Source organism: Rhizobium sp. P1_E6 (assembly GCF_056405875.1).
Map to the genome: position 1 here is coordinate 1 of NZ_JBFUBG010000242.1, position 1,869 is coordinate 1,869.

The 1,869-nt window shown below is 61.4% G+C and carries 1 protein-coding gene and 2 pseudogenes; all 3 read right to left on the reverse strand.

Annotated features, from left to right (window positions below):
* Positions 1 to 414, reverse strand: a pseudogene (locus tag AC1D35_RS35805) (3-oxoacyl-ACP synthase); the annotation flags it as partial.
* A gap of 2 nt (positions 415 to 416) precedes the next feature.
* Entirely contained in the window at positions 417 to 1,682 is a 1,266-nt protein-coding gene (locus tag AC1D35_RS35810; protein WP_477942717.1) for an adenosylmethionine--8-amino-7-oxononanoate transaminase, read from the reverse strand.
* Positions 1,679 to 1,869, reverse strand: a pseudogene (locus AC1D35_RS35815) (dethiobiotin synthase); the annotation flags it as partial. The gene AC1D35_RS35810 and the pseudogene AC1D35_RS35815, both read right to left, overlap by 4 nt.

A 1,869-nucleotide genomic window follows, 5' to 3' on the forward strand; every position in this document is an offset into this window, starting at 1 on the left:
GACCAGGACGGCGCGCCCGTGGGCACGCACGAAACTGTCGGCAAGCGTCAGTGCGTAAAGGAAACCGCAACAGGCGCCAGCAAGATCAACGGCGCCCGAGTTTCCCAGCCCCAGTTGTCGGGCAAGCAGCGGCGCCGAGGGCGGCAGAAGGTGATCGGGCGTCGATGTTGCAAGCAATGTCAACGCAACATCGTCTCGGCCGATTGCGGCATCCTCGATCGCCAAGCGACCGGCCTTGGCGGCGAGGCCGCTCAGCGTCTCGTCATCGTCCGCCCAGTAGCGCGTGCGAATGCCGGTTCTGCGTTCGATCCAGCCTGCCTCAAGGCCGAAGCTGGCCTCTATCTCGGCGTTGTCAACGCATCGCGCCGGTACGGCATGACCAAAACCGGCCATTCGCGACGATTCTGCCCGCATGATCAGGCCTTTCCTAGAACGATGGAGGAAACCTCATCGATTGCCTCATAGGTGCGCGCGATTTCATCTTCCGTCACGCAATAGGGCGGCATCAGGTAAATGACGTTGCCCAGCGGCCGCAGGAGCAGGCCCCGCTCGCGGAACAATCGCCGCATTGCCGGGCCGACATCGGCAAGGTATCCGTCCGAGGGAACGACGAGATCGAGCGCCGTGATTGTCCCGATCTGCCGGCTATTGGAAAAGCGCCGGTCGTCCTCGAAGCGGGCCAGGTGCCGTCGCTGGGCAGCTTCCAGCGCTCCTATGCGGTCGCGCACCGGTTCTTTATCCCAGACGCCGAGATTGGCGACCCCGGCCGCGCAAGCGATCGGATTTGCCGTGTAGGAACTCGAATGGAAGAACGTCTTGCGCCGGTCGCTAGAAAGATGCGCATCGAAGATCGCGCTGCCGCACAAGGTTGCGGCCAGTGGGACAGCGCCGCCGGTTAATCCCTTGGACAGGCAGAGGATATCAGGCGTGATACCGGCCTGCTCGCAGGCAAAGATCGTTCCGGTCCGCCCCCAACCGGTCATTACCTCATCAGCAATCAGCAGGCAGCCGTAACGTTCGGAAATCTCCTTTAGTGCACGCAGCACGCCGGCATCATAGATCTTCATGCCCCCGGCCCCTAACACGAGTGGCTCGATCAGCAAGGCCGCAACCCGGCCGGAGCGGCAGAAACGCTCAAACATGTCGAGCGTGCGTTCTTCCTCTCCGGCGATCGGAAAGCTAAGCCGGTCGACGCCGAACAGCAGCGGCTCGTAGGCGGCATTGAAGATGCCGCGCTCTCCTGCCGACATCGTGCCGATCGTGTCACCGTGGTAGCTGTGTTCCAAAACAACGATGCGATCGCGTCCTTCTCCATGATTATGGAAAAAGCCAAGCGCCATCTTGAGCGCCACCTCGACAGAGGTCGAGCCGCTGTCGGAATAGAAGACATGTTTTAGCCCGGCCGGGGCGATCTGGATGAGGCCCGCCGCCAATATTTCGGCAGGTTCGTGCGAAAATTCCGCAAATATGATCTGGTCGAAGCGCTGGGTCGCGTCACGGATCGCATCCATGATCGGCCGGTGCCGATGACCATGTGTGATGACCCACCAGGACGAGATCATGTCCAGATAGGCCCGGCTCTGCTCGTCGAACAGATAGGCACCTTCCGTCGAGGCAATGCGCTCCATCCGGGGTTCCAGCGCGTGCTGCGTGAACGGGTGCCAGACGGGCGAGGGTTTCATGAGGTCATCTCCGAAAATGACGCGCGATCGAAGCCGCGTTCAAAAGCCTCGAGCAGATATGCGGGACTGAGATGCGGAAGCGATGCGAGACGGCCAAGCCGTCTGACCTTGCCGAACCTGGCGATAATGCGCTGTGTTTCGATATTCTCGTCGCCGATGAAGGCAACGCCAAGGAGCGGTATCCCGC